Annotated in this window: 20 protein-coding genes and 1 pseudogene; 10 read left to right on the top strand and 11 right to left on the bottom strand. The window is 69.8% G+C overall.

What is annotated here, in order from left to right; translation table 11 throughout:
• A partial coding sequence (locus GT030_RS21275; protein WP_237522726.1) for an LCP family protein occupies positions 1-1,432 on the top strand: 1,432 nt, incomplete at its 5' end.
• Positions 1,433-1,498: 66 nt separating this feature from the next.
• Here GT030_RS21275 and GT030_RS21280 read toward each other — a convergent pair.
• Positions 1,499-2,047 carry an acyl-CoA thioesterase gene (locus GT030_RS21280; RefSeq protein WP_161202466.1) on the bottom strand — a complete coding sequence of 183 codons (549 nt, stop codon included), beginning with the start codon at positions 2,045-2,047 and terminating at the stop codon, positions 1,499-1,501.
• A 119-nt stretch (positions 2,048-2,166) separates the two neighbouring features.
• On the opposite strand from GT030_RS21280, the gene GT030_RS21285 reads away from it, so the two are divergent.
• From GT030_RS21285 to GT030_RS21295, 3 genes are all read left to right on the top strand, one after another.
• Positions 2,167-3,441 carry an LCP family protein gene (locus tag GT030_RS21285; RefSeq protein ID WP_202460379.1) on the top strand — a complete coding sequence of 425 codons (1,275 nt, stop codon included), beginning with the start codon at positions 2,167-2,169 and terminating at the stop codon, positions 3,439-3,441.
• Positions 3,442-3,762: 321 nt separating this feature from the next.
• Positions 3,763-4,209: a peptidase inhibitor family I36 protein gene (locus GT030_RS21290; protein ID WP_161202467.1), complete on the top strand. Its 447-nt coding sequence runs from the start codon at positions 3,763-3,765 to the stop codon at positions 4,207-4,209.
• A gap of 300 nt (positions 4,210-4,509) precedes the next feature.
• Entirely contained in the window at positions 4,510-5,178 is a 669-nt protein-coding gene (locus tag GT030_RS21295; RefSeq protein WP_161202468.1) for a hypothetical protein, read from the top strand.
• Between the two features lie 99 nt (positions 5,179-5,277).
• On the opposite strand, the gene GT030_RS21300 is transcribed toward GT030_RS21295, so the two are convergent.
• Positions 5,278-6,438 (bottom strand): acyl-CoA dehydrogenase family protein, encoded by a 1,161-nt coding sequence (locus GT030_RS21300; RefSeq protein WP_161202469.1) that lies wholly within the window; start codon positions 6,436-6,438, stop codon positions 5,278-5,280.
• A gap of 179 nt (positions 6,439-6,617) precedes the next feature.
• Here GT030_RS21300 and GT030_RS21305 point away from each other — a divergent pair, with 179 nt between their 5' ends.
• A complete protein-coding gene (locus GT030_RS21305; RefSeq protein ID WP_135791728.1) occupies positions 6,618-7,961 on the top strand; it encodes a UDP-glucose/GDP-mannose dehydrogenase family protein in 1,344 nt (447 codons plus the stop codon).
• 108 nt (positions 7,962-8,069) lie between these two features.
• Here GT030_RS21305 and GT030_RS21310 read toward each other — a convergent pair whose 3' ends face one another.
• Positions 8,070-8,576 (bottom strand): CGNR zinc finger domain-containing protein, encoded by a 507-nt coding sequence (locus GT030_RS21310; RefSeq protein ID WP_161202470.1) that lies wholly within the window; start codon positions 8,574-8,576, stop codon positions 8,070-8,072.
• Positions 8,577-8,658: 82 nt separating this feature from the next.
• Here GT030_RS21310 and GT030_RS21315 point away from each other — a divergent pair, with 82 nt between their 5' ends.
• Positions 8,659-9,018 (top strand): VOC family protein, encoded by a 360-nt coding sequence (locus GT030_RS21315; RefSeq protein WP_161202471.1) that lies wholly within the window; start codon positions 8,659-8,661, stop codon positions 9,016-9,018.
• Positions 9,019-9,120: 102 nt separating this feature from the next.
• On the opposite strand, the gene GT030_RS21320 is transcribed toward GT030_RS21315, so the two are convergent.
• Entirely contained in the window at positions 9,121-9,480 is a 360-nt protein-coding gene (locus GT030_RS21320) for a MerR family transcriptional regulator (protein ID WP_161202472.1), read from the bottom strand.
• A 56-nt stretch (positions 9,481-9,536) separates the two neighbouring features.
• Between GT030_RS21320 and GT030_RS21325 the strand changes: the two genes are divergently transcribed.
• Positions 9,537-10,613 (top strand): alkene reductase, encoded by a 1,077-nt coding sequence (locus GT030_RS21325; RefSeq protein WP_161202473.1) that lies wholly within the window; start codon positions 9,537-9,539, stop codon positions 10,611-10,613.
• Here GT030_RS21325 and GT030_RS21330 read toward each other — a convergent pair.
• The 3 genes from GT030_RS21330 to GT030_RS21340 are packed head-to-tail and all read right to left on the bottom strand — an operon-like array spanning position 10,610 to position 13,452.
• A complete protein-coding gene (locus tag GT030_RS21330) occupies positions 10,610-11,788 on the bottom strand; it encodes a dipeptidase (RefSeq protein ID WP_161202474.1) in 1,179 nt (392 codons plus the stop codon). The genes GT030_RS21325 and GT030_RS21330 overlap by 4 nt on opposite strands.
• Positions 11,789-11,794: 6 nt before the next feature.
• Positions 11,795-12,316, bottom strand: a complete 522-nt coding sequence (gene purE / locus GT030_RS21335) for a 5-(carboxyamino)imidazole ribonucleotide mutase (RefSeq protein WP_161202475.1) — start codon at positions 12,314-12,316, stop codon at positions 11,795-11,797.
• Positions 12,313-13,452: a 5-(carboxyamino)imidazole ribonucleotide synthase gene (locus GT030_RS21340; RefSeq protein ID WP_161202476.1), complete on the bottom strand. Its 1,140-nt coding sequence runs from the start codon at positions 13,450-13,452 to the stop codon at positions 12,313-12,315. Before GT030_RS21340 ends, purE begins: the two co-directional genes overlap by 4 nt.
• Positions 13,453-13,649: 197 nt before the next feature.
• Here GT030_RS21340 and GT030_RS21345 point away from each other — a divergent pair, with 197 nt between their 5' ends.
• Positions 13,650-14,135, top strand: a complete 486-nt coding sequence (locus GT030_RS21345) for a GtrA family protein (RefSeq protein ID WP_161202477.1) — start codon at positions 13,650-13,652, stop codon at positions 14,133-14,135.
• Here GT030_RS21345 and GT030_RS21350 read toward each other — a convergent pair.
• The gene (locus GT030_RS21350; protein WP_161202478.1) at positions 14,132-15,397 is read right to left on the bottom strand and encodes an ATP-binding protein; all 1,266 of its coding nucleotides are present in this window, start codon (positions 15,395-15,397) and stop codon (positions 14,132-14,134) included. The genes GT030_RS21345 and GT030_RS21350 overlap by 4 nt on opposite strands.
• 142 nt (positions 15,398-15,539) lie before the next feature.
• Entirely contained in the window at positions 15,540-16,217 is a 678-nt protein-coding gene (locus GT030_RS21355; RefSeq protein ID WP_161202479.1) for a response regulator transcription factor, read from the bottom strand.
• Positions 16,218-16,711: 494 nt separating this feature from the next.
• On the opposite strand from GT030_RS21355, the gene GT030_RS21360 reads away from it, so the two are divergent.
• The gene (locus tag GT030_RS21360) at positions 16,712-18,217 is read left to right on the top strand and encodes an oligopeptide:H+ symporter (RefSeq protein WP_161202480.1); all 1,506 of its coding nucleotides are present in this window, start codon (positions 16,712-16,714) and stop codon (positions 18,215-18,217) included.
• An 80-nt stretch (positions 18,218-18,297) separates the two neighbouring features.
• Here the strand turns inward: GT030_RS21360 and GT030_RS21365 are convergent, their stop codons facing one another.
• Together GT030_RS21365 and GT030_RS21370 are read right to left on the bottom strand one after the other, a co-directional pair.
• Positions 18,298-18,858, bottom strand: coding sequence for an ATP-binding protein (locus tag GT030_RS21365; protein ID WP_161202481.1), 561 nt, complete (start codon positions 18,856-18,858; stop codon positions 18,298-18,300).
• Positions 18,859-19,148: 290 nt separating this feature from the next.
• The gene (locus GT030_RS21370) at positions 19,149-19,526 is read right to left on the bottom strand and encodes an STAS domain-containing protein (protein ID WP_030814352.1); all 378 of its coding nucleotides are present in this window, start codon (positions 19,524-19,526) and stop codon (positions 19,149-19,151) included.
• Between the two features lie 245 nt (positions 19,527-19,771).
• On the opposite strand from GT030_RS21370, the pseudogene GT030_RS21375 reads away from it, so the two are divergent.
• Positions 19,772-20,091, top strand: a pseudogene (locus tag GT030_RS21375) (RNA polymerase sigma factor SigF); the annotation flags it as partial.

Below are 20,091 nucleotides of genomic sequence, written 5' to 3' on the forward strand. Positions count from 1 at the left end.
GCCCGCAGGCAGGGTGCGACGGGCTCCGCTCGCCCGCAGGCGGCGGCCGCGCTGGGCCGTGCGGGCGGTGACCGCGCTGTCGGTGACGGTGCTCGCCTCGGCCGGGATCGGCCACGCGGTGGTCACCGGCCTGGACGCCGGCATCGCCCGCGTCGACGCCTTCAAGGACATGAAGAACCGGCCCCGCGGGGGCCACGGCATGAACGTGCTGCTGGTCGGCACCGACGGCCGGGACAAGATCACCGAGGAGGAGCGGCGCGCGTACAGGCTGGGCGGCGCGCCCTGCCACTGCACCGACACGGTGATGATCGTGCACATCTCGGAGGACCGGGAGCGGGCCAGCGTGGTGAGCCTGCCGCGCGACTCCTACACCGAGGTGCCCGAGCACGTCGACCAGACCACCGGTGAGCGGCACCACGCCCACCCGACGAAGCTGAACGCGGCGTACGCCGAGGGCGGCCCGCAGCTCACGGTGCGCACGGTGGAGGCGATGACGCATGTGAAGATCGACCACTATCTGGAGGTCGACTTCGTCAGCTTCATGAAGACGGTGGACGCGCTCGGCGGGGTGAAGATCTGCACCCCGACCCCGCTGAAGGACTCCTACACCGGGCTCGATCTCGCGCCCGGCCCGCACACCCTGGGCGGCGGACAGGCGCTCCAGTACGTCCGCGCCCGGCACGTGGACGGGGCGAGCGACCTCGGCCGGATGCAGCGCCAGCAGCGGTTCATGGCGGCGCTGATCGAGCGGGCCACGTCCTCGGGGATGCTGTTCAACCCGATGCGGTTCCGGGACGTGACGCGGGCGGTGCTCGGCTCGGTGCGGGCGGACAACGGGTTCGGCACCGACGAACTGCTCGACCTCGGCCGGGCCATGCGGAACTTCTCGCCCTCGTCCTCGGAGTTCACCACCGTGCCCATCGCACAGATGGGATACGCCGTGAAGGGCATCGGCTCGACCCTGAAGTGGGACCCGGTCAGGTCCGAGCGGCTCTTCACGGACCTGCGCGACGACAAACCGCTCGGCGCCCACCCGGCGGCGAAGACCCCGGCGGCCACGACGGTCGAGGTCGACCCGCACACGGTCCGGGTCCGGGTGGAGAACGGCACCGGCACGGCGGGGCTCGGCCGCAAGGTGGACGCGGCCCTCGCCGCGACCGGCTTCGCCACCACCCGCCGGCCGGTGACCGCCGCGCATCCCGTCGCCCGCACGGTCATCTCCTACGACCCCCGCTGGGACCGCTCCGCCCGCTCCCTCGCCATCGCCCTCCCCGGCAGCGAACTCCACCCCACCCCCGGCCTCGGCCCCGTCCTCCGCGTGACAGCCGGCGCCGACTGGAAATCCGTCCACCCGGTGAAGCCCCCTCAGATCGCCACCCCGGACGCCCCGGTGGTCCGGGGGGACGAGGTGGTGTGCTCCGGGGAGGCGTGACGCTGCGCCGGCTCGGCCGGGGACGGTCACCTCAGCCCCGTTGCGTCGGCGCGCCGCGCGGGCGGTTCAGTCGGTGATGCCCTCCGCCGCGCGGCGTTCGCGGAGTTCCCGGATGGCTCGGCGGCGGGCGAGGCGGTGGGTGCGGCGGATCTGGGCTTCCTGGTGACGGCGGCGGTCGCGTTCGGTCTCGGGGAGGACCGGGGGGACCTGGCGGGGCTTGCCGTCGGCGTCGACGCCGGTGAAGACGAGGTAGGCGGAGCCGACCTGGGTGGGGGGCGCGGACTCGTTCCAGCGCTCGGCCAGGACCCGTACGCCGATCTCCATGGAGGTGCGGCCGGTCCAGTTGACCTGGGCCTTGACGTGCACCAGGTCGCCGACGCGCACCGGCTCCAGGAAGACCATCTCGTCCATGGACGCGGTGACGGCGGGCCCGCCGGAGTGGCGGCCCGCCACGGCGCCCGCGGCGTCGTCGACGAGTTTCATGATCACACCACCGTGCACCGTCCCCAGCAGGTTGGTGTCGTTGTGGGTCATGATGTGGCTGAGGGTGGTGCGGGAAGCGGAAGTGGGCTTGCCCGGAATCTCCGGAGAAGCGGCGGGCGCCAGGTCTGTCATGTCCCCCACCTTATGCCGAAGCGGCTTTCGCGGAATTTATGTCGGGTTCGCAACAGAGGCGCTCCGATTTTCCGACAACCCTTGTAAGGCATCAGGCGGCACCCTGCACACTGGGGCGCATGAATGACTGGCCCGAGGGATGGTCCGACGACGAGCGCGGCCCCCGCTACGGACGCGGCAGCGCCGGTGCGCAGCCGGAAGGCCCGCGCGTGATGCGGCAAGTACGACGCCCGGCCGCGCCGCCGCCCGGCGCTCCCGCGCCGCAGTACGGCGGCGGTGTGCCCCGGCAGCCGTCGTACGTCGACGGCCAGGGCCACGACGGCTACGACAGCGGTTACAACACCGGCCAGGTGTACGGCGGTGGCGGCCCGGGCGGCCCCGGCGCCCCGGCCGGCACTCGCGCACCCCGCCCGGCGCCCAACTGGGGCCGCCGGATCAAGGTCGGCGCGATCACCCTGGCCGCCGTGCTGGTCGTCACCTCGGTGGCCACCTACTTCTGGGCCGACTCCAAGCTGAACCGGGACGTCGACCTGTCCCAGGTGATCGACCGCCCCTCGGAGGGCGAGGGCACCAACTACCTCATCGTCGGCTCCGACAGCCGCAAGGGCATGACGAGCGAGGACAAGAAGAGACTCCACACTGGGTCCGCCGAGGGCCAGCGCACGGACTCGGTGATGATCCTGCACGTCGGCTCCAACGGCGACACCCTGATATCCCTGCCCCGCGACTCCGACGTGGTCGTCCCCTCCTACAAGGGCTCCACCTCGGGCAAGGTCTACCCCGCCACCGGCCGGCACGCGAAGCTGAACGCGACCTACGCCGAGGACGGCCCGACCCTGCTGACCCGGACCGTGGAGTACAACACCGGGCTGCACATCGACCACTACGTGGAGATCGGCTTCGCCGGCTTCGCCAACATCGTGGACGCGGTCGGCGGCGTCGACATCAAGATCGACAAGGGCTTCAAGGACAAGTACTCCGGCGCCGACTTCCAGGCGGGCGAGCAGACCCTCAACGGCGAGCAGGCCCTCGCCTTCGTCCGTACCCGGCACGCCTTCGCCGCCTCCGACCTGGAGCGGACCAAGAACCAGCAGAAGTTCCTCGCGGCGCTGGCCCACCAGGTGGCGACCCCGTCGACCGTGCTGAACCCCTTCAAGTTCTATCCGACGATGGGCGCGGGCCTGGACTCCCTCAGCGTCGACAAGGACATGGGCCTGTTCGACCTGGCCTCGATGTTCTGGGCGATGAAGGGCGTCAACGGCGGCGACGGCACGTCCCTGAACATGCCCGTCTCCGGCTCCGTCGGCGGCAACCTCGTCTGGGACAAGGCGAAGGTGAAGACGCTGGTGGACGAGCTGAAGAACGACGAGAAGGTCACCGTCTCGGGCAACTGAGCGATCCCTGGGCGTGAAGCCCCAGACCCTGCTCCGGACAGCGCGGGCGGCCACTTCGTGAGGTCGCCCGCGTTGCCGTCGGCACCACCGCAGATCTGCCATCGAGGGATGTTTGCCCAATTTGGACCGGACCCTGCAACTAGATGGCGCAATGGAATATTTCAGGTCCAATCATCGACTTTGAGCATTCCACATTTATTTGTCGCCGAAATCTGACCACCCCCTGTCGGCACATCTCCTGTCCATTGACTCCGATCCATGCGATCGGTAGCTTGTGATCTTGAAAATGAACATGCATGTGCATGACAGTGGAGGCATTTCATGAAGGCAAAACGAGCCATCGTCGCCGGCGCTGCACTTCTGACGACCCTCCTGGGGGCGACTCAGGGCACCGCGTTCGCCGACACTCACAATTCGTCGGACACATTGGGGCACACGGGCCGGTGCGCCTCCAGTCACATATGTCTTTACTACGGCTCGGGCCAGTCGGGCGCCAAGTTCACCCGCGCCTACGACGACAACAGCGCCAAGATCACACTCGCCATACCGGACCTCGCCGGCTACACCTTCGACTCCTCCGGTTCCGGTGCGGGACAGGCGGTGAAGAATAACGCCGCGTCCGCGGAGATCTACGGCTCGCACTGCTCCATGTGGGTCTACTACAACTCCAACTACGGTGGCAACATCGACTACTTCGGCGACAGCTCCTACGGGCAGCTCTGGTACACGTACAACCAGAACGCTTCCCTGAAGGCGGGCTGCCCGTAAACCATGTGCCGACCCTGACCGGAAGGATCGGTCAGGGTCGGCAACCTGAAGAATCGATAAATGATGCGACACGTCAAAAATATCCTCACCGCAACCTGCGCCGCAGCCACCCTGTTGGCGCTTTCTTCTTGTGCCGCTCCCTCGGACGGTCCGGACAAAGCTCCGCAAAGGTCAACGCCTACGAAGCATGCGGAGCCGTCGCAGCGAAGCAGACAAGCACAATCGCTCCCAAACACTGAGTCCAATCCGCTGCCACTCCCCGTGCAAAAGTATCTCCTGACGCCAGGCAAGATCTCAGGAGTGAACACCGCGACGATCATCTTGGCAAACGACTGCTTGCAGCAGCGAAATATTCCACCCATAAAACTGACGACAAGCAATGAAAGTCATCAAAGCGATCCGGACCCCTATGAGGTCGGGCGGCGCTACGGGCCGATCGTCAGGGCCGACATTTTGACTTACGGATATCACCTTCCTCCTGAGTGGTTCGGGAAAGCAGTTCCGACTCCAAGGATGTCGGCTCAGCAGGAGGCCGCCATGGACGGCCCGTCGGGTTGCCTTGCCGCTTCCCGGAGAGAACTCACGGGGAGCCATACACTGGACTCTCCAGTCGCGCGGCAGATCAGTAGCAAGAGCTTTGTAGAATCTCTTGAGGACCCCAAAGTGAAGGCCGTCACCGCAGACTGGTCCGCCTGTATGACCAAAAAGGGATACTCGTACAAGAGCCCTTTGCAGGCGCTCTCCAAGGCCGATCTGAAGATGCCGAAGGCGAGCGCGCAGGAACTGCATGTCGCGGCCGCCGACTATTCCTGCAAAGTATCCACCGACTTGATCTCCACCTGGCAGAAAGTCGAGATCAAGATTCAGGAAAAGGAAATAGCGAAGCATCTGCCGCAATTGAATGAAGCGGACGCGCAGAGGGCCAAGATCATGGCAAAAGCCGAAAGGATCATCGACCAGGGCGCGTAGGGGCGGCCGGTGCGCAGGGGACCGGCCGCCTGATCGCACAACAGCCCCCGGCGTCACACCGGGGGCTGTTGTGCGATCAGGTCAGTGACGGCAAAGAACCTACTTCGGCAGGTTGCGGGCCATGACGATCCGCTGGACCTGGTTGGTGCCCTCGTAGATCTGGGTGATCTTGGCGTCGCGCATCATGCGCTCGACCGGGTAGTCACGGGTGTAGCCGTAGCCGCCGAGGAGCTGGACGGCGTCGGTGGTGACCTCCATCGCCACGTCCGAGGCGAAGCACTTGGCGGCGGCGCCCTGGAAGGTGAGGTCGGCGTCGACGCGCTCGGAGGCAGCCGCGGCCTGGTAGGTCAGGGCGCGGGCGGCGGCGATCTTCATGGCCATGTCGGCCAGCATGAACTGGATGCCCTGGAAGTCCGCGATCGGCTTGCCGAACTGCTTGCGCTCCTGGACGTAGCCCTTGGCGTAGTCGAGGGCGCCCTGGGCGACACCGAGGGCCTGGGCGGCGATGGTGATGCGGGTGTGGTCCAGCGTCTTCATCGCGGTGGCGAAGCCGGTGCCCTCCCCGCCGATCATGCGGTCGGCGGGGATGCGGACGTTGTCGAAGTAGACCTCGCGGGTCGGGGAGCCCTTGATACCGAGCTTCTTCTCCGGGGCGCCGAAGGAGACACCCTCGTCCGACTTCTCCACCACGAAGGCGGAGATGCCCTTGGAGCGCTTGGTGGGGTCGGTCACGGCCATCACCGTGTAGTACTCGGAGACGCCCGCGTTGGTGATCCAGCGCTTGACGCCGTTGAGCACCCAGAAGTCGCCGTCGCGCACGGCCTTGGTCTTCATGCCGGCCGCGTCCGAGCCCGCCTCCGGCTCGGAGAGGCAGTACGAGAACATGCCGTCGCCCTTGGCCAGCGGACCCAGGTACTTCTTCTTCAGCTCGGTGGAGCCGGAGAGGATCACCGGGAGGGAGCCGAGCTTGTTCACGGCCGGGATCAGCGAGGACGACACGCAGGCGCGGGCCACCTCCTCGATCACGATGACCGTGGCGAGCGCGTCGGCGCCGGCGCCGCCGAACTCCTCGGGGACGTGGACCGCGTGCAGGTCGTTGGCGACCAGCGCGTCCAGCGCCTCCTGCGGGAAGCGGGCCTCCTCGTCCACCGCGGCGGCGAACGGCGCGATCTTCGCCTCGACCAGCGAGCGGACGGCGTCCCGGAGCATGTCGTGCTCCTCGGACGGGCGGTACAGGTCGAAGTCAGCCGATCCGGCCACGGTCTCTCACGCTCCAAAGACGCTGTGATACTCACGCTAATTACCGTTAAGTAACTGAAAGTTTAGAGCGCCTCTCCCGGCCCGCATAGGTGAGCTTGGCGACAGCGGGAGATTTCCCCCGGTCACGACACGACTATGCTCGGGGGCCGCATCATCGACGTACCCCGGCTGGAGCACCCATGAGCCTGAAGATCACCGTGATCGGCACCGGCTATCTCGGCGCCACGCACGCCGCGGCCATGGCCGAACTCGGCTTCGAGGTGCTGGGGCTCGACGTGGTCCCCGAGAAGATCGCGATGCTGGAGCGGGGCGAGACCCCGATGTACGAGCCCGGTCTGGACGAGCTGCTGCGCGCGCATGTCGCGGGCATCGAGGGCTCGACCGGCCGGCTCCGCTTCACCACCGACTTCGCCGAGGCGGCGGAGTTCGGCGACGTCCACTTCGTCTGCGTCAACACCCCGCAGAAGCACGGCGAGTACGCGTGCGACATGAGCTACGTGGACTCCGCCATCGCCTCCCTCGCCCCGCATCTGCGCCGCCCGGCGCTGGTGGTCGGCAAGTCGACGGTGCCGGTGGGCTCGGCCGACCGGCTCGCCGCCTATCTCGCCGAGCACGCGCCCGCCGGGGCCGACGCCGAGCTGGCCTGGAACCCCGAGTTCCTGCGCGAGGGCTTCGCCGTGCAGGACACCCTGCACCCGGACCGGGTCGTGGTCGGTGTGCGCGGGGAGCGCGCGGAGAAGCTGCTGCGCGAGGTGTACGCGACCCCGCTGGGCGAGGGCACGCCGTTCGTGGTGACCGACTTCCCGACCGCCGAGCTGGTGAAGACGGCCGCGAACTCCTTCCTCGCCACCAAGATCTCCTTCATCAACGCCATGGCCGAGGTGTGCGAGGCCGCCGACGGCGACGTGGTGAAGCTGGCCGAGGCCATCGGGCACGACGAGCGGATCGGCAAGAAGTTCCTGCGCGCCGGGATCGGCTTCGGCGGCGGCTGCCTGCCCAAGGACATCCGGGCCTTCATGGCGCGCGCCGGTGAGCTGGGCGCGGACCAGGCGCTCACCTTCCTCCGCGAGATCGACTCCATCAACATGCGCCGGCGCGGCGAGATGGTGGAGATGGCGCGGGAGGCGCTCGGCGGGGGCTCGTTCCTCGGCAAGCGGGTCGCGGTGCTCGGGGCCACCTTCAAGCCCGACTCCGACGACGTCCGGGACTCCCCCGCGCTGAACGTGGCCGGCCAGATACACCTCCAGGGCGGCCAGGTCACGGTGTACGACCCGAAGGGCATGGACAACGCCCGCAAGCTGTTCCCGACACTGGGCTACGCCGAGTCGGCGCGCGAGGCGGTACGGGGCGCGGACGTGGTGCTGCACCTGACCGAGTGGCGGGAGTTCCGCGAGCTCGACCCGGCGGTGCTGGGCGAGGTCGCGGCGTCGCGGGTCGTGCTGGACGGACGGAACGCGCTGGACCCGGTGCCGTGGCGCAAGGCGGGCTGGACGTTCCGGGCGATGGGCCGCCCGACCGCGTAACCCTGCATCTGTACGACGCCGGTTCGGCCGAGGCTCAGTCGGCCGAACCGGCGTCTGTGCGCATTGTGCACCACCGGGCCGGGCGGCGGCCGCACAACCCCCCGTCTCTTACCTGTCCTTGGCCCGGTAGCGGCGCATCTTCGCGCGCGCCCCGCACACCTGCATCGAGCACCAGCGGCTCCGGCCCGCGGGGCTGCGGTCGTAGTACGCCCAGTGGCAGGCCGGCGCCTCGCACGCCTTGAGCCGCTGCCAGGTGCCCTCGGCCAGCGCACCGGCGACGGCGGCGGCGACACGGCAGAGCAGCGGGCCGGGGTCGGCGGGGGCGAGGGCGGCGGACCCGTCGGTGTCGTCCACCGTGACCAACAGCGGGGCGTGGGCGAGCAGTTCGCCGAGCGGAGCGACCGTGGCGTGCGGCGGGTGTCCGGCGTGTGCGAGGAGCGCGGCGCGCAGCGACTCGCGCAGGGCGCGGGCGGTGTCCAGCTCGCCGTCCCCGATGCCGAGGGCCGCGCGGCCCTCCTCGGTGTCGAGCGCGTCGCGGCCGCTCTCGATGTCCAGGGTGTTCACCAGGGACTCCACCAGGGCGAGGCTGCCCGGCGCGGCCGATCTCTCACTCATGCTTGCGACGTTACCCCTCATGGGGGACCATGAGGTAACCGTTACCGGTAACCGAGCTTTACTAGTAACCAAGGAGGAAGTCATGGATCTCGCCGAGCTGGGCGCGATCGTCCTGGACTGTCCCGACCCCGAGGCACTGGCCGGTTTCTACGCCGAGATCCTGGGCGGCACGACGGAAGGAGACGCGGACTGGGTGGATCTGCGCACCCCCACCGGCCAGACCATCGCCTTCCAGCACGCCCCGGACCACGTCCCCCCGGCCTGGCCCTCCCCCGACGCCCCCCAGCAGTTCCACCTCGACCTGACGGTCCCGGACCTGGACGAGGCCGAGAAGCAGATCCTCACCCTGGGCGCCAAGCCCCTGGACACGGACGCCCCCCACCGCAACTGGCGCGTCTACGCCGACCCGGCGGGCCACCCCTTCTGCCTCTGCGCCTGCTGAGACCCCCGGCGGGTCAGCCGTTCCGTCGCCTTCCTCGGTGGTGCCGAGAACCGGTACTGCACGTGTACCGCCTTCCGGTACCGTGCCGCACCGCAAAGGGCGTCACTCTCCCCCCGCGGCCTCGATGACCTCGTCCAGCGTGTCCCTGGTGCGGTGGAGGTCGGTGATCAGGCGGTCTATGCGGGTGCGTTCCTCGGTGAGGTCGGCCAGGAGGCGGGGGGTGGCCCGGGCGGAGGGGCCGCCGTCCTGGTCGCGCATGCAGGGGAGGAGGTGGCGGATGCGCTCGCTGTGGAGGCCGGCCGCGTACAACTCCTGGATGCGGACCACCCGGTCGACGGCGGCCTCCGAGAACTCCCGGTGGCCGCCCGCCGTGCGCTCGGCCGCGAGCAGCCCACGGCTCTCGTAGTAGCGCAGCGACCGCTCGCTCACGCCGGTGCGCCGGGCCAGTTCACCGATCCGCATGTGCGCCTCCCCCAGGGCTTGAACCTGACACCGGTGTCAGCTTCTACCGTACGGCCATGACGGACTTCCTGGCCCCGGCCCGGCTCGGCCAACTCGCCCTCCCCCACCACCTGTTGATGGCCCCGCTCACCCGCAACCGCGCGGAGCCGGACGGCACCCCGACCCCGCTCATGGCGGACTACTACGCCCAGCGCGCCTCCGCCGGGCTCATCATCGGCGAGGCCTCGACCCCGAACGCGGTCGGCCAGACGTACCCGGACATCGCCGCGCTGCACACCGACCGGCACACCGACGGCTGGCGCAAGGTCACCGAGGCGGTGCGGGCGGCCGGCGGGCACATGTTCCTCCAGCTCCAGCACGGCGGCCGGGTCAGCCACCCGGCGACGACCGGGCTGACCCCCGTTGCGCCCTCGGCCGTCGCCCTCCCGGAAACGATCTTCACCCGGCAGGGGCACCTGCCCGCCCCCGTGCCGCGCGCGATGACGCCCGACGACATCAGCGCCACCGTCGCGGACTTCGCCTCCGCCGCCCGGCGGGCCGTCGACGCCGGGTTCGAGGGCGTGGAGGTGCACTCGGCCAACGGGCATCTGCTGCACCAGTTCCTCGCCGGGAACACCAACCGCCGCACCGACGCCTACGGCGGCCCGCCCGAGCAACGGGTGCGCTTCACCGTGGAGGTGACCGAGGCGGTGGCCGACGCGATCGGTGCCGGGCGGACAGGCGTACGGATCTCGCCGGGCGGCACGGTCAACGGCATCCAGGAGGACGACACCGCCACCCTGTACCCGGCCCTCGTGCACCGCCTGCGCGACCTGGGCCTCGCCTATCTGCACGTGGTCCGCGCCGACCCCGGCGACGAGCTGTACCGGCGGCTGCGCGCCGACTGGCCGGGCACCCTGATCGGCAACCCGGTGCTGACCGATCTCACCACCCGGGCGGTGGCACGGGCGGCGCGGGAGATGCTGGCCTCCGGCGCGGATCTCGTCGCCCTGGGCCGCCCCTGGATCGCCAACCCGGACCTGGTGGCCCGGCTGCGCCGGGGCGCCCCGCTCAACCCGCTCCGCGAGCGGTACTTGATGTACGTGGGCGGGGCGGACGGCTACACCGACTACCCCGCCCTCGCGGACCGCTAGCCGTCCAGGGACTCGATCGTCGCGTGCGACGCCGGGCGGGCGGCGCGCTGCTCGCGGGCGACGTCCTCCGCCGCGCCCAGGACGCGGACCGCGTTCTGCCAGGTCAGCTTGGCGAGGTCCGGCTTGGACCAGCCGCGCTCCAGCAGCTCAGCGATCAGGTTCGGATAGCCGGAGACGTCGTTCAGACCGTCCGGGGTGAAGGCGGTGCCGTCGTAGTCGCCGCCGATGCCGAGGTGGTCGATCCCGGCGACCTCGCGCATGTGGTCGAGGTGGTCGGCGACCGTGGAGACGGTGGCGACCGGACGCGGGTGGCGCTCCTCGAACTCCCGGTGGATCCTCATCCCCTCCTCGGTGGTGTCGAGGTGGTGCAGACCGTGCGCGCGCAAGTTGTCGTCCGCGGCCGCCGTCCAGTCCACCGCGGCCTGGAGGACGAACTTCGGCACGAAGGTCACCATCGCCATGCCGCCGTTGGCGGGCAGCCGCTCCAGCACGTCGTCCGGGATGTTGCGCGGGTGGTCGCAGACGGCACGCGAGGAGGAGTGCGAGAAGATCACCGGCGCCGAGCTGGTGTCCAGCGCGTCCCGCATCGTCGTTGCCGCGACGTGGGAGAGGTCGACCAGCATGCCGAGCCGGTTCATCTCGCGGACGACCTCACGGCCGAACGCGGTCAGACCCCCGGCCTTCGGCTCGTCGGTCGCGGAGTCCGCCCAGTCCACGTTGTCGTTGTGGGTGAGCGTCATGTACCGCACGCCCAGCGCGTACAACCCGCGCAGCGTGCCGAGGGAGTTGGCGATGGAGTGGCCGCCCTCGGCCCCCATCAGCGAGGCGATCCGCCCGGAGGCGCGGGCCGCCTCCATGTCGGCCGCCGTCAGCGCCGGCGCCAGCTCGGCCGGGTACCGCTCGATCAGCCGCGTCACACAGTCGATCTGCTCCAGCGTGGCCGGCACCGCGTCGGGCAGGTCCGACCGCACGTACACCGACCAGTACTGCGCCCCCACGCCGCCCTCGCGCAGCCGCGGCAGGTCGGTGTGCAGATGCGCGGCCTGGTCACCGGCGATGTCCCGCGCGCCCAGGTCGTAGGCGACCTGCTCCCGCAGCGCCCACGGCAGGTCGTTGTGCCCGTCGACGACGGGGAACTCCCGCAGCAGCGCGCGGGCCTCGTCCAGCGAAGTCATCCCGGCCTACTTCCCGAATCCGAAGCCGGCCGAGCCATCGACCTTGGCGCGCAGACGCTTGCCCTTCTCGGTGGCCTGGTCGTTGAGGTCCTGCTGGAAGTCGCGCATCCGCTGGAGGAGGTCCTCGTCGTGGGCGGCGAGCATGCGGGCGGCCAGGAGACCGGCGTTGCGGGCGCCGCCGACGGAGACGGTGGCCACGGGCACGCCGGCCGGCATCTGGACGATGGAGAGCAGCGAGTCCATGCCGTCGAGGTACTTCAGCGGCACCGGCACGCCGATGACCGGCAGCGGCGTCACCGAGGCGAGCATGCCGGGCAGGTGGGCCGCCCCGCCCGCGCCCGCGATGATGGCCTTCAGCCCCCGGTCGGCGGCGTGCTCCCCGTACGCGACCATCTCGCGCGGCATCCGGTGCGCGGAGACGACGTCGACCTCATACGGGATCTCGAACTCCTCGAGGGCCTGGGCGGCGGCCTCCATGACGGGCCAGTCGGAGTCCGACCCCATGACGATGCCAACAACGGCGCTCATTCGGTGATCGTGCCTCTCAGGTAGCCGGCTGCGTGACGGGCGCGCTCCAGCACGTCGTCCAGGTCGTCGCCGTAGGTGTTGACGTGCCCCACCTTGCGGCCGGGTTTGACGTCCTTGCCATACATGTGGATCTTGAGCTGCGGGTCGCGGGCCATGCAGTGGAGGTACGCGGAGTACATGTCCGGGTAGTCACCGCCGAGCACGTTGACCATGACCGTCCAGGGCGCGCGCGGGCGCGGGTCGCCGAGGGGGAGGTCGAGGACCGCGCGGACGTGGTTGGCAAACTGCGAGGTGATCGCGCCGTCCATCGACCAGTGGCCGGAATTGTGCGGCCGCATCGCCAGCTCGTTGACGAGGACACGGCCGTCGCGGGTCTCGAACAGCTCCACCGCGAGGTGCCCGACGACGCCCAGCTGCTTGGCGATGTTCAGCGCCATCTCCTCGGCCCGCAGCGCGAGGGACTCGTCCAGGTCCGGCGCGGGCGCGATCACGGTGTCGCAGACCCCGGCGACCTGCCGGGACTCCACCACCGGGTAGGCGACGGCCTGGCCGTGCGGGGAGCGGACGACGTTGGCGGCCAGCTCGCGGACGTAGTCGACCTTCTCCTCGGCCAGCACCGGCACGCCCGCTCGGAAGGGCTCGGCGGCCTCGGCCTCGGAGTCGACGACCCACACGCCCTTGCCGTCGTAGCCGCCGCGCACCGTCTTGAGGACGACGGGGAAGCCCTCGCCCTCGGCGGCGAACGCGGCCACGTCGGCCGGGTCGCGCACGATGCGGTGGCGCGGGCAGGGCACGCCGATCTCCGTGAGCTTCGCGCGCATCACGCCCTTGTCCTGGGCGTGCACGAGCGCGTCGGGCCCCGGCCGGACGGGGATGCCGTCCGCCTCCAGAGCCTTGAGGTGCTCGGTCGGCACGTGCTCGTGATCGAAGGTGATCACGTCACAGCCGCGCGCGAACTCACGCAGCGTGTCGAGGTCGCGGTAGTCGCCGATGACGACATCGCTCACGACCTGCGCCGCGGAATCCTGTGGAGTGTCACTGAGGAGCTTGAACCTGATGCCCAACGGGATGCCCGCTTCGTGCGTCATACGCGCGAGCTGCCCCCCGCCGACCATGCCGACTACCGGGAACGTCACCCCCCTAGCGTATCGGCCGTGCGGACCGGCGCGGACGGCCGCCGTCCCGGCCCGCCGGACGCGCATCTCTTACCCGGCCCTTGTCCGCCTCTTGCCGACCCGTTTCCGAGCCGGGGCCCGGCACGCGGGGCAGGGGAGGGATCGCGTGGATAGCATGGCGGGGCCGAGAAGAACCTATGGACGGGAGCTGCACAGCCATGGAACGTCGTTCCTCGGGGCTGCAACGGCTCGCCCGTGAGGTGGCCAAGTTCGGTGCGGTCGGAGGAGCCGGGGTCCTGGTCAACCTCGGTGTGTTCAACCTGGTCCGGCACGTGTCCGGCCTGCCCGTGGTCCGGGCCAGCATCATCGCCACCATCGTGGCCATCGTCTTCAACTACCTGGGCTTCCGCTACTGGACGTACCGGGACCGCGACCGGGGCGGCCGCCCGCGCGAGCTGATGCTGTTCCTGGTGTTCAGCGTGATCGGCCTGGTCATCGAGAACGGGGTGCTGTACCTCGCCACCTACGGGTTCGGCTGGGACACCCCGCTGCAGAGCAACGTCTTCAAGTTCGTCGGCATCGGCGTGGCCACGCTGTTCCGCTTCTGGTCGTACCGCACCTGGGTGTTCCGCGCCCTGCCCGGTGAGCCGGGCAGGGAGCCGGTGGCCCGGCACGAGCCGGACAGCTCCGAGCGGGTCCGTTAGCGGACCGTCGCCTCCTCGCCCTTGTGCGCGGGGGCGGTGCGGGACAGGAACAGCCCGAACACCGGCGGGTGCGTCTGGAGCAGCTCCAGGCGGCCGCCGTCGGCCTCGGCGAGGTCGCGGGCGACGGCGAGGCCGATGCCGGTGGAGTTGCGGCCGCTGATGGTCCGCTCGAAGATCCGCGCGCCGAGGTCGGCGGGGACGCCGGGGCCCTCGTCGGTGACCTCGATCACGGCCTGGTTGCCGGTGACGCGGGTGCGCAGGGCGACCGTGCCGCCGCCGTGCATCAGCGAGTTCTCGATCAGCGCGGCCAGCACCTGCGCGACCGCGCCGGGCGTGCCGACCGCCGTCAGGTGCCGCTTGCCCGAGCTGACGACGGCCCGGCCCGCGCTGCGGTAGGCGGGGCGCCACTCGGCGAGCTGCTGCTGGATGACCTCGTCGAGGTCGAAGGTGACGGCGGAGCCGGTACGGGGGTCGCGCGAGTTGGTCAGCAGCCGCTCCACCACGTCGGTCAGCCGCTCCACCTGCGCCAGCGCGATGGTCGCCTCCTCCTTCACCGTGTCCGGGTCGTCGGTGAGGGTGATCTCCTCCAGCCGCATGGACAGCGCGGTCAGCGGCGTACGGAGCTGGTGCGAGGCGTCGGCCGCGAGGCGCCGCTCGGCGGTCAGCATGCGGCCGATCCGCTCGGCGGAGGAGTCCAGCACATCGGCGACCCGGTCCAGCTCGGGGACGCCGTACCGCTTGTGCCGGGGGCGGGGGTCGCCGGAGCCGAGGCGTTCGGCGGTCTCGGCGAGGTCGGTGAGCGGGGAGGCGAGCCGGTTGGCCTGGCGTACGGCGAGCAGCACGGCGGCGATCACGGCGAGCAGGGCGACCAGGGCGATGATCAGCAGGGTGCGGCCGACCTCGCGGGTCACGGCGGAGCGGGGCTCCTGCACGGTGACCGTCTCGCCCTCCTCGCCGTGCTGCGTGGAGTGGATGACGTCACCCTCGGGCTTGCTGCCGATCTCGATCGGGGCCCGGCCGGGCATCCTGATCACCGCGTACTGGGTCTTGCTGACCGGGTTGCGCAGTACGTCGGCGTTGACGTTCTCGGCGGCGAGGATGCGGCTGTCCACGATGCTGGCCAGCCGCACCGCCTCGGACTCCACCCGCTCCTGCGCGCTGTTGCTGATCGTCCGCGTCTCCACGATCACCAGCGAGACCCCGAAGACGGCGATCACCACCAGCACGACGGCAAGCGTGGACTGAATAAGACGACGACGCACAGGGTCCCTCCGGGAAGACTAAGGACCACCAGTCTCCCCCGGCCCGGAGCAGCACCCTAAAGGGGCGCGGGGAACTGCGCGACCGGCCACAGCGCGGGGTCAGCCGCCGACGCCCCCGCGACCCCCGCGCGGAAGGCGAGCTTCAGCTCTTCTCGAACCGGAAGCCCACTCCACGCACCGTGGCGATGTAGCGCGGGTTAGCGGCATCATCGCCCAGCTTCTTCCGCAGCCACGAGATGTGCATGTCCAGCGTCTTGGTGGAGGACCACCACGTGGTGTCCCACACCTCCCGCATCAGCTGATCCCTCGTGACCACGCGGCCGGCGTCCCGCACCAGCACCCGCAGCAGATCGAACTCCTTGGCCGTGAGCTGGAGTTCCTCCTCGCCCATCCACGCCCGGTGCGACTCGACGTCGATCCGTACACCGTGGGTGGCCGGCGGCTGCTGGGGCTCGGCCGAGCCGCGCCGCAGCAGCGCCCGGACCCGGGCCAGCAGCTCGGCGAGCCGGAAGGGCTTGGTGACGTAGTCGTCGGCGCCCGCGTCGAGCCCGACGACGGTGTCCACCTCGTCGGCGCGCGCGGTCAGGATGAGGATCGGCACGGTGTGGCCCTCGGCACGCAGCCGGCGGGCGACCTCCAGGCCGTCCATGCCGGGCAGTCCCAGGTCCAGCACGACGAGATCGACCCCGCCCTGGAGTCCGGCGTCGAGCGCGCTGGGGCCGTCCTCGCGCACCTCGACCTCGTAACCTTCCCGGCGCAGGGCGCGGGCCAGCGGCTCCGAGATGGACGCGTCGTCCTCGGCGAGCAGTACACGGGTCATGAGCTGATGGTAGACCGCCCGCGCGTGAGGCCGGGGCGTGGTCGGCAGCAGTGCTCTTACCTTTGTACCCTGCTGGTACAAACCAATGACGGTGCGACGCGATGGCGGAAGTCACCTTGGAAACAGGTCGCGCGGTTCCCATGATCCCTGTGATCCGTGTCTCAAGTCCTTCCATATCCGGCAGTGTCCTGCCGTATGGTGACCTGAACGCCTGTAGCACACCGGGGGCCTTTTGGCGGGCACATGACGCCAAGGGTCTCCCTTTCTGTGCGGGCTGACTCCGCTCAGCCTTGAAAGGAATGACCTCTGGCCGGGCTCCGTACGCAGTGACGCGTAGGAGCGTGGATCCCGGTGGTCGCCGTCCTCCGCATTCGATGCCTTCGATGCGGGAACCCCCAGGGCGTGGGGGTGGACGTCCGACCCTGCCGGTGCCGGCCGCACCCCCACCGGGCGCGCAGCGCTCCATCGCGCGTCCCGACCAGCAAGGAACGACCATGGCGTCCAGCCTGACGAAGGACTCGGTCCGTCCGGAGACCCCGGGCACCGAGAAGACCTTCTTCGGCCACCCCCGCGGCTTGGCCACTCTCTTCATGACCGAGATGTGGGAGCGGTTCTCCTACTACGGCATGAGGGCCCTGCTCCCGCTGTACCTGGTCGCTCCGGGCGGCCTGCACCTGAGCGCGGGCACCGCGACGGCGATCTACTCGGTGTACCTGTCGCTCGTGTACCTGCTCGCCCTGCCGGGCGGCTGGGTCGCGGACCGCCTGCTCGGTCCCCGCAAGACGGTGGCCGTCTCCGGTCTGATCATCATGCTCGGCCACCTGTGCCTGGCGCTGCCCGTGGCGGCGAGCTTCTACGTCGGCCTGGTACTGGTCGCCATCGGCTCGGGTCTGCTGAAGGCCAACATCTCCACGATGGTCGGCCACCTGTACAAGGGCGTGGACGACCCGCGCCGTGACGGCGGCTTCACCCTCTTCTACATCGGCATCAACCTGGGCGCCTTCATCGCTCCGCTGGCCATCGGCACGGTGGGCGAGAACGTGAACTGGCACCTCGGCTTCGCGCTGGCCGCGCTCGGCATGGCGCTCGGCCTGGTCCAGTACCTGCTGGGCGGCCGTCACCTCGCCGCGCAGAGCAACGAGGTCCCGACCCCGCTGTCCGCCGAGGAGAAGAAGGCCACGCTGCGCAAGGGCCTGATCTGGCTCGGCATCGCCGCGGTCTTCTACGCCCTGGTGGGCGGCACCGGCCACTTCACGCTGAACTGGGCGCTGATCCCGCTCACGATCATCGGTCTGATCGTGCCGATCCTGGTGATCACCCGGATCTACCGCGACAAGGACCTGGAGCCCGCCGAGCGCTCGAAGGTCTCCGCGTACGTCTGGTTCTTCGTCGCCGCCGCCGTGTTCTGGATGATCTACGACCAGGGTGGTTCCACCCTGTCGCTGTTCGCCGACAGCTCGGCCAAGAACACCATCGCGGGCTGGAAGTTCCCGGTCTCCTGGTACCAGTCGGTCAACCCGATCATGATCATGGCGCTGGCCCCGGTCTTCGCCTGGCTGTGGCTGTGGCTGAACCGCCGCGGCAAGGAGCCGAGCACGATCGTGAAGTTCGGCTCCGGCCTGGTCCTGGTCGGCGCGTCCTTCTTCCTCTTCCTCGCTCCGCTCTCGATCGCCGAGGGCGGTCACAAGGCCGCGGCGATGTGGCTGGTGGCGATCTACTTCGTGCAGACCGTCGGTGAGCTGGCGCTGTCGCCGGTGGGCCTGTCGGTGACCACGAAGATGGCGCCGAAGAAGTACGCCTCGCAGATGATGGGCGTCTGGTTCCTCGCGGTCACCGCGGGCGACTCGATCACCGCTCTGCTGTCGAACCCGGCCGTGGGCGGGGTGAACCTCGACAAGATGGGCTTCGTCGCCCTGGAGGCGATCCTGGCCGTGGTCGCCGGTGTCGCGGTCTGGATGTACCGCAAGAAGGTCAAGGCTCTGATGGGCAGCGTCAACTGACCTGACCCCGCTCAGCCGGACACACGAAGGGCCCCGCATCGAGGATGCGGGGCCCTTCGCCGTTCTCGTAGAGCCCGCTTCTAGGCGGGGGCGGCCAGTTCCGCCCAGACCGTCTTGCCGGAGCCGTCGGGGGTGCGTACGACGCCCCAGTCCAGGCTCAGGCGCTGCACGATGAACATGCCGTGGCCGCCGGGGCGGCCGGCCTGGTGCGGGGTCCGGGGGGCGGGCTGGCCGGCACCGCGGTCGGTGATCTCGAGACGGATCACCTTGCGGTCGCAGGACAGGAGCAGCTCGTCCGGTCCGTCGGCGTGCAGGCAGGCGTTGGTGACCAGCTCGGAGACGACGAGGAGCACGTCCTCGGCGGCGGCCCGCTGCTCGGCGCCCGAGGCGGGGAGCCAGCCCCACTCGTAGAGCGCCTGGCGGGTGAAGTCACGGGCGAGCGGGACCACCCCGCTCTCTCCGTCCAGGCTGAGCCTGCGGACCTGCCGCCCCCTCGCCTCCGGCGCGGCCTCGGAAGGCGCGACGGGCGAGGCGGCGCTCAAGGCCGCCTCGGACGCCGTCGCGCCTCCTTCGGGCATGCCGGAAGCGCCGCTCGGCTCCGGGCCACCATCGCCCGGCGAGTAGGGCCGGGTGGTGCTCATCAGCGCTTCACCTCACCGATCCACCAGTACACGATTCAAAAGTCCGACTCCGTTCGGTCCCGGACGGCCGGTTCACCGTCCGTCCGGTGTCCGCGTGCTGCCTCCGTCACCTTCGGCGTCCGCCCCTCGTCTCATACGTCGCGCCAGACCCCTTCTCCGGTTCCCGGAGCGGGTTCGGCGGCGGGGCTGCCGACAGGTTCCAGATGTCTCCTGCCCGACTGATCCCCCGGAACACCCCCTCATTCACCCGACGCAGGGAAGCGACGGCCCAAGGGGGCGCGCGGAAGGACTCAGCCGGTCTCGCCCGCCAGGGCGGCCTCCACGGAGTCGTGGACGGTGAAGACCGCCTCGGCTCCCGTGATCTCGAACACGCGCGCCACTACGGGCAGCATGCCCGCGAGATGCACGCCACCGCCGGCGGCGTCCGCCTTGAGGCGGGCCCCCAACAGCACGTTCAGTCCTGTCGAGTCGCAGAACTCCAGCCGTGAGCAATCCACGACAAGTCGCGTGAAGCCCTTCTCCAGGAGGTCGTCGAGCGGCTCGCGCAGTAGATCGGCGGTGTGGTGATCGAGTTCACCTGCCGGTGTCACTACGGCGCTGGAACCCTCTTCCCGCACCTCCACCAGAAGCCGGCCCGACTGTGCGCTGCCGACCGTCCCGTGGTCCATGCCGTCTCTCTCCCGAGGTCTTGGCTGCTGATGCCCTCGAACATTACGCCTTCCAGCCACACTTCGACACCCGAACAACCCCCCAGAAACGGGCATATAGCCACAAATGACACTTGCGACCAGCTCACCGAAGCGGGTAGGGCTAGTACGACACACATCCCTACACGCCGGCTTCGGAGGCGCCGCACACCGCAGTGCACGTATCGGCTTCGGCAGCCATATGCCGAGAACGATGGAGGACACCCATGTCAGCCCGGCTCGACGGATCGCCTACCCACAAAGCGACGTCGACACCCCCACCGGAAATGCTGGACCACACCATCGACCCTCTCGACCCCCTGGCGGGGCTCCCCGAGATCCCGCCCTTCGACGAGGTCGGCCCGGTGGACGCGCGAGCCCTCTCCAAGACGCTCTTCGAGCGCCTGGAGTCGCTGGAGGAGGGCACGTACGAGTACTCGTACGTCCGCAACACCCTCGTCGAACTGAATCTGGCGCTGGTGAAGTTCGCCGCCTCGCGGTTCCGTTCCCGCAGCGAGCCGATGGAGGACATCGTCCAGGTCGGCAC

Origin of the sequence: Streptomyces sp. SID1328 (assembly GCF_009865595.1) — a bacterium.
GTDB classification, from domain to species: Bacteria; Actinomycetota; Actinomycetes; order Streptomycetales; family Streptomycetaceae; genus Streptomyces; species Streptomyces griseoluteus.